This window comes from Asaia spathodeae NBRC 105894, assembly GCF_025994195.1.
GTDB lineage: Bacteria > Pseudomonadota > Alphaproteobacteria > Acetobacterales > Acetobacteraceae > Asaia > Asaia siamensis.
Window position 1 is genome coordinate 220,634 of the sequence record NZ_BAPY01000004.1, and the last position, 7,521, is coordinate 228,154.

Sequence of the window (7,521 nt, forward strand, 5' to 3'; positions counted from 1 at the left end):
CGCGCACAAGACACGACAAAGCGTTCAAAAAACCCCTCGGGAAGCGCAGTCAATCTTGCACGGGGTCCGAATGGGCTTACAAGGAGGCATGGTCGCTTTTCTTCCCAAGCTGCGTCGGTCCGCCTGTTGCACAGCGCTTTTCACGCTTGCCCTGACGTTGCGCCCTGTCCCGGCTCAGGCTGCCCATGAACGCCCCTGGCTGGCCGACACCGCCGCCGCAAAAATCTCCCAGACCATAAGCCTGCCCGGCAAGGCGCTCTGGCGTCAGGCTCTGCCTCTTGCCGATGGCAGTGTCATCCTTCTACGCGAGCCAGCTAGCGACGAAAACGGTCCGTTTCTGGCGCGACTGGCGGCTGGCGCCAGCGAGACGACGCCGCTCATCCCGGTCTGGAGCAGCACGGACGACAAGGCACGCGGCCCTAAAGGTTTCGCCCCCTCCGCTCTTGCCTGCGATGACAGCGGCACTCTCTGGCTGATCGACCGGGCGACAGCCGGGTTCCCGCCACGCCTGATCCATCTCGACCCGGTTTCGGGCAAGGTACTTTCAGAACTGGACCTGCCGCCTGAAGCTATCGTGCAGAACACGGCGTTCACCACCCTCGCAGTCCATGGCCAGACGGCCTATCTGGCTGATGAGGGCGGGGTGTCGCTCACCATGGTCGATATGGCGCGCCATCAGGCCACGCGCTTCTTTGCAGGCTATCCGACATCACGCGGCCACCTGCCGCTCACGATCGACCATCATCCGGTCATGGGCACGGATGGCCACCCTCTGACACGCGACATCGCCTATCTTGCCCTCGAAACGAATGGCAAATGGCTCTACGAGCAGGCGCCGACAGGCCCGATCTTTCGCCTCTCCACCGATCTGCTGACAGATCCCTCGGTTACCCCTTCGGAACAGATGGAAGGTGTGACGCAATGGCGCGGGACGCCGACCGTGAGCGGCATGACCCTGGACGACAAGGCAACGCTTTATCTGACCGATATCGAGAATGGCAGGCTTCTGAGCTTTGACACGGCGCGCCTCCCCCATATTCTTCTGGTCGCGCCCCAGCTCGTTCAGGCAGGCATTCCTGGCTGGGCGAGGTCTCGAGGTGATAATGACAAATCCGGGCAGATCTGGGTTCCGGCAGGCCATACGCTTTTGCGCATCGACCTGCCCTAAGCCGCCCTCATGTCACCCCCTGGCCTTTCTTCTCCTGTCGCGTCATTCTTCCCAATCGTGTCTCTGAACCATGAAGGCTAACATGCTGTACCGTTCCACTCGCGGCGATGCGCGCCCGCGCTCCTTCTCGGACATTCTTCTCGCTGGTCTGGCTGAAGATGGTGGGCTGTACATGCCTGAAACCTGGCCGCGCTTCACGCCCGACGAGTGGCGCGCCATGCGCAGCCTCTCCTACCCCGATCTGGCCGCGAAAATCCTCTCGGTCTTCGCTGCGGGCAGCATCGATCTGCCGACACTGCAGCGTCTTTGCGCCAAGGCCTATGCCGGGTTCTCCCACGCAGCCATTGCACCGCTGGTGGAGGTCGAGAACGGGCTCTTTTCAATGGAGCTGTTCCACGGTCCGACGCTCGCCTTCAAGGACATGGCGATGCAGCTTCTGGGCCAGCTCTTCGAGCATGTGCTGACAGAGCGCAACCAGCGCGTCACCATTGTCGGTGCGACCTCTGGCGATACGGGTTCGGCAGCCATCGAAGCCTTTCGTGGCAGCCCGCATCTCTCGGTGGCCATCCTTCACCCGATGGGCCGCACCTCGGATGTGCAGCGACGCCAGATGACGACGGTCAAGGATGACAATATCCTGAACATCGCCGTCGAAGGCACGTTCGACGATTGTCAGGACATGGTGAAGGCAATGTTCGCCGATACACCCTTCCGTGACGAAATCGGACTCTCGGCGGTCAACTCCATCAACTGGGCGCGCATTGCAGCCCAGATCCCCTACTATGTGCGTGCCGCTCTGATGATGGGAGCGCCCGACCGCGAGATTTCCTTTGCGGTGCCAACAGGCAATTTCGGCAATGTGCTCGCCGCCTGGGCTGCCAGCCAGATGGGCCTGCCGGTCCGTCGCCTGTGCATCGGCTCGAACCGCAACGATATTCTCACGCGGTTTCTGACCAGCAATGACATGTCGATGCGCGCTGTTGAGCCCAGCCTGTCACCGTCGATGGATATTCAGGTCTCATCGAATTTCGAGCGTCTGCTTTTCGAAATGCTCGATCGTGACCCGCAAGCCTGTCAGGCGACCATGCTGGCCTTCCGCCAGACAGGGCGCATGCCGGTCGATCAGGCTGCATGGATGCGAGCCAAAGAGCGTTTTGGCGCCCTCATGCTCGATGACGAGGCGACCCTCGCCGAAATGAAGGCCCTTTACGACAATTCCGGCTATCTGGCCGACCCGCACACAGCAATCGGTCTCGCTGCCGGGCGCAAGGCCCAGGAGCCGGGCATTCCCATGATCGTGGCTGCCACGGCCCATCCTGCGAAATTCCCCGATGCCGTACGCAAGGCAACAGGCATCGACCCTGCCCTGCCGCCTCATCTGGCTGACCTCTTCTCATGCGAAGAGCGCTACGAGACACTCGCCAATGAGCTGAATATTATCGAAGACGCCGTGCGCCGCCATATCAAGGCCCATACGCATACGGCCTGAACCTGACCGAATCGTGGGAGGGGGCTGGAATTCGCTCCCTCGACACGCCATCTCTGGTCAGATCCCGCTTTCAGTTTTTCAGGACCATCACCGCTCGATGACCGATCCGATCACCGTTACCACCCTTCCCAATGGCCTTACCGTCGTCACCGAAAGGATGGAGCGCGTCGAAACCGTTTCGTTCGGCGCCTATGTTGCCACCGGCACACGGAACGAAACCGCCGAAGAAAACGGCGTGTCGCATTTTCTCGAACATATGGCCTTCAAGGGCACCAGACGCCGCAGTGCAGCGCGTATTGCCGAGGAAATCGAGAATGTGGGCGGTCATATCAACGCCTACACCGCGCGCGAGCAAACGGCCTATTACGTCAAGCTGCTGAAGGAAGATCTGCCGCTTGGCATCGATATCATCGGCGATATCCTGACCCACAGCACCTTTCTCGAGCAGGAAGTCGAACGCGAACGCGGCGTCATCCTGCAGGAAATCGGCCAGGCCAACGACACGCCTGACGACATCATTTTCGATAATTTCCAGGAAACCGCGTTCCGCGATCAGCCCATGGGCCGGCCCACGCTGGGCACTGAGGGCCTGATTGCGACAATGAAGCGCGAGACCATGATGCGTTATATGCAGACGCATTATACCACACGCAACATGGTGATCGCGGCCGCTGGCAATCTGCGCCACGAAGCGGTGCTCGATCTGGTGCAGGAGCATTTTCGCGACCTGCCAGACCATCAGCCGCCCGAGCGCGAAGGCTGCACCTATCTCGGGGGAGAGCATCGTGAAACCCGCGATCTGGATCAGGCTCATCTCGTGCTCGGTTTTCCGTCGGTCAGCTATAACGACCCGGCCTATCACGCTGTCATGCTGCTCTCGACGGTTCTGGGTGGCGGCATGTCGTCGCGCCTGTTTCAGGAGATCCGAGAAAAGCGGGGGCTGGTCTATTCGGTCTATTCCTTCGCGCTGCCTTTCCTCGATAGCGGTCTTTTCGGCATCTATGCGGGCACAGGCGAACAGGAAGCTGCCGAGCTGGTTCCTGTCATGCTCGACGAACTGCGTCGTCTCTCTGACGGAATAAGCGCCGAGGAAATTGCCCGGGCCCGCGCTCAGGTGAAGTCCTCGCTGCTGATGTCACTGGAAAGCACAGGCAGCCGCTGCGAACAGATTGCACGCCAGATGCAGCTTTTCGGACGTATCATCGACACCAGCGAGACCGTGGCCAAAATCGACGCCGTCGATGAAGCGGCCATGATCCGTGCTGCCGAAGCCCTGTTCCGCGCCCGCCCGACGCTGGCCACAATCGGCCCGGTCGGCGCCATTCCCTCTTTTGACGCCATCAGCCAGAGGCTTGTTGCATGAGCAAGGATCAGGAGCGCCTTTCCCAACTACTCGACGCGGCGAAACGCGCCGGGGCCGATCGGGCCGATGCGCTTCTGATAGCCTCGCGCTCGGTTTCGGCCATGTGCCGTCGCGGCGTCCCGGAAGGGCTCGAGCATTCCGAGACCATCCAGCTGGGTCTGAGGGTCTTTATCGGCAAGCGCGCCGCCAATGTCTCAGCCACTGCGCTCGACACAAGCCGCTTCGAGGCACTGGCCGAGCAGGCTGTCGCCATGGCACGCGTCGTGCCTGAAGACGCCCACACAAGCCTCGTCGACCCTGCGCAACAGGGTATCTACGACATTGCCTCTCTCGATCTGGTCGATGCGGGCGAAGCTCCTGGTCTTGAAGCCCTGCTGGCAAGAGCACGCGAAGCCGAGGAAATCGCGCTCGGTTTTCCCGGCATCACCAACAGCAACGGCGCCTCGGCTGGTTACGGCCGGGTGGAGATCGCGCTTGCAGAAAGCGGCGGGTTTTCCGGTCGCTATGTTCAGACGAGCCATAGCAATGGCATCAGCGTGCTGGCAGGCGAAGGCCCGAGCATGCAGCGCGATTATGCCGGTCACAGCGCCCGGCACCTGAGCGATCTCGATTCAGCCGAGCGCCTTGGTTGTGAAGCGGCAGAACGCGCTCTGGCCCGCATGAACCCGGCCAAGCCACGTACGGGGGCCTTCCCTGTCGTGTTCGATCGCCGCGTCTCGGCCAGCCTGCTCGGTCATCTGGCAGGGGCCATCAATGGCGCCTCGATCGCACGTGGCACGTCTTTCCTTTCCGCTCATCGCGGCAAGCGCGTCCTGCCCGAGGCGCTGAGCGTGATCGACGACCCGACACGCCCCCGCGGTTTGCGCTCGAAACCATTCGACGCCGAGGGTTTCCTGCCTTCGCCTTTCGCTTTTGTCGAGAACGGCGTCCTGCAGGACTGGATACTCGACAGCCGCTCGGCAATGCAGCTTGGTCTGGTAAATAACGGGCGCGCCTCGCGCAGTGTCGGCGGACCGCCCTCCCCGGCAGTCAGCAATTTCTTCCTCACCGGCGGCACCGGGTCGCGCGAGGCGTTGCTCGCCGATATCGTCGAGGGTGTTTATGTAACCGAGATGATGGGCTCATCCATCAACGGGCTGACCGGCGATTACAGCCGTGGCGCCTCTGGATACATGATCCGTAACGGCCAGCTGGCCGAACCGGTGGCCGAGCTGACCATTGCGGGCAATCTCATCGCTATGTTTGCGTCGCTGCGCGCTGCGGATGATCTTGAGTTCCGCCACGGCGTTGACGCTCCAACACTCAGAATTGACACAATGAGCGTTGCAGGAAGCTGAAGCGCTTCCCGTTCAGTCACAGAGGACTGAACCCGCAATGCGCTCACAAGGAGTTTTCATGTCCCGCCCCATTTTTCGTGCCTCCCTCCTGCTCCTGGCTCTGGCCCCGCTTCTGGCAGCCCCTGCCGACGCACGGCCAGGCGGTGGACGCTCCATGGGAAGTCGAGGCAGCCGCACCTATTCTCCGCCACCCATGACGCAAACGGCACCCTATGCCGCACGTCCCATGGAGCGCAGCTATGCACCTGCCGCGCCCTCTCCGGGGATGAATGCGCCCTTCTCGCGCCCGATGGGGCAGCCCGGCTTTGCCCAGCGTCGACCTTTCATGACCGGCTTCATGGGCGGGCTGATCGGCGCAGGTCTGTTTGGCATGCTTTCAGGCCACGGTTTCTTCGGCGGCGGTGGAGGCGGTTTTCTCTCCTTCATCGGGCTGCTGTTCCAGATTGCTATTTTCGGATTTCTGATTGTCATGGTGCTGCGCTGGCTGGCCAATCGTCGCAACGGTGGCGTCGGAGCACCACAGCGACCGGGTTTCTCCGGTGGAGCGGGAACGCCTGCTGTCACCTTGAGCAACAGCGATTATCAGAATTTCCAGCAGCTCCTGCTGGATATCCAGGCCGCCTGGAGCGCGCAGAACATGCGCGCCCTCGCCACTATGGCGACACCCGAGATGGTATCGTATTTCAGCGAGCAGCTGGCCGATTACGCCAGCCGTGGTGCGCGCAATATCGTGTCTGACGTGCAGTTCATGCGCGGCGATCTGTCCGAAGCCTGGCGCGAGGGCAACATGACCTATGCGACCGTCGCGATGCAGTATTCGCTCTATGACGTGACAACCGATTCCTTTGGCAATGTCATTGATGGCAGCAAGACCGAGCGACAGGCTGTGACAGAACTCTGGACTTTCGTACGTGCCGACGGGCGCGGCAATTGGATCCTGTCAGCGATCCAGCAGGTAGGCTGATACGCGCTGGGGCGAGGCTTCACGCTCGCCCCACAGGGGACGGGCTATGGGCCTGTCCTCGCCACAAGATACATGGAGCCCGTGCTGCCTTTCGAGGGACGGCACGTAGGACTTCTTCACCCGCCCTGGCTCTCTTATCGGGGCGCGTCGTTTCCAGATCCGCCCTCTCATTGCAACGATAGTCCTCTTGCCGCTGCCACTCTTTCTGACAGGGGCGGCAGGAGGCATGGTAGTCTCTCGATCTATCCAGGAATTGAGTGCATTCCCCAGCCCCACGCTTCCTCTGCCTGCACTACCCCTGCAAGAAGACAAGGTCGTGCAGGTTTGTGCGCTGGGGGCAACTCCTTGCAGGGATCGTATGCAGAGGCCCGGGCCGGATATCGAGCAGCCTATGAGAAGATAAAAACTTGACTGCTCCCGAAATTCCTTCTTGCCCCTCCAGCACTGAAATCAGTGAGTAAGCCGGGATGCGGGGCAAGTCAGACGATATACGGTGAAGACACGTAATCTTGCGCGAAAGCCAAAAAACGACGGTGGAAAGCGTTGCGACGTGCGCGCCTCTTCTCCACCCCGCTCAGCCGAAACTTCTGAAAAGACTTATCGCTCCCGAACCAGAGATCGCCTTCTAGGTCAAAGACGCAGATAAGTCAGCGCGAAGAGCGAGACCATCACGAGCGAGAGACCGCCAAGCAGTCCCAGAATGCGCCCCTGACGGTTGGAGACGACTTCTTGTTTCTTCATGGGAAGAGCACCCGGTCGATCAGCAGGGCCGAAAAGAGGAAGAACAGATAGGCCAGGGAATACCGGAAAGCATAACGCGCTGGCTTGTCTGCCGTAAGACTGACGCCTTGTGCATCCTGTTTGTCGAGCAGCACGCGCAGAGCGAAATAGATAAATCCGAGCCCGAGCACAGTTGCGCTGACCGTATAAATCATGCCGCAAAGACGCAGGAACGACGGCACCAGCGACACAGCCATCAGAATGAGCGTGTAGACGAACACATTCCACCGTGTATGGCGCGCCCCCTTGACCACGGGCAGCATGGGAATGCCCGCCTTCGTGTAATCCTTGCAGGCATAAAGCGACAGCGACCAGAAATGCGGCGGCGTCCAGAGAAACACGATCGCGAACATGACAACTGGCAGAACGCTCATCGAGCCTGTCGCTGCAGCCCAGCCGATCATCGGCGGGGGAGGGGCC

6 protein-coding genes are annotated in these 7,521 nt (G+C 60.9%); 5 read left to right on the plus strand and 1 reads right to left on the minus strand.

Annotated features, from left to right (window positions below; genetic code table 11):
• The first annotated feature begins 88 nt into the window (after positions 1–88).
• From AA105894_RS04545 to AA105894_RS04565, 5 genes are all read left to right on the plus strand, one after another.
• The gene (locus AA105894_RS04545) at positions 89–1,168 is read left to right on the plus strand and encodes an L-dopachrome tautomerase-related protein (RefSeq protein ID WP_267310672.1); all 1,080 of its coding nucleotides are present in this window, start codon (positions 89–91) and stop codon (positions 1,166–1,168) included.
• An 82-nt stretch (positions 1,169–1,250) separates the two neighbouring features.
• Positions 1,251–2,657 carry a threonine synthase gene (thrC, locus tag AA105894_RS04550; protein WP_267310673.1) on the plus strand — a complete coding sequence of 469 codons (1,407 nt, stop codon included), beginning with the start codon at positions 1,251–1,253 and terminating at the stop codon, positions 2,655–2,657.
• A gap of 97 nt (positions 2,658–2,754) precedes the next feature.
• A complete protein-coding gene (locus tag AA105894_RS04555; protein WP_267310674.1) occupies positions 2,755–4,020 on the plus strand; it encodes a M16 family metallopeptidase in 1,266 nt (421 codons plus the stop codon).
• Complete coding sequence (locus AA105894_RS04560; protein ID WP_267310675.1) at positions 4,017–5,357, plus strand: TldD/PmbA family protein; 1,341 nt, start codon at positions 4,017–4,019, stop codon at positions 5,355–5,357. The genes AA105894_RS04555 and AA105894_RS04560 overlap by 4 nt, the downstream gene beginning before the upstream one ends.
• A 58-nt stretch (positions 5,358–5,415) precedes the next feature.
• A complete protein-coding gene (locus AA105894_RS04565) occupies positions 5,416–6,321 on the plus strand; it encodes a Tim44 domain-containing protein (protein WP_373316722.1) in 906 nt (301 codons plus the stop codon).
• A 737-nt stretch (positions 6,322–7,058) separates the two neighbouring features.
• Here AA105894_RS04565 and AA105894_RS04570 read toward each other — a convergent pair.
• A partial coding sequence (locus AA105894_RS04570) for a UbiA family prenyltransferase (protein WP_267310677.1) occupies positions 7,059–7,521 on the minus strand: 463 nt, incomplete at its 5' end.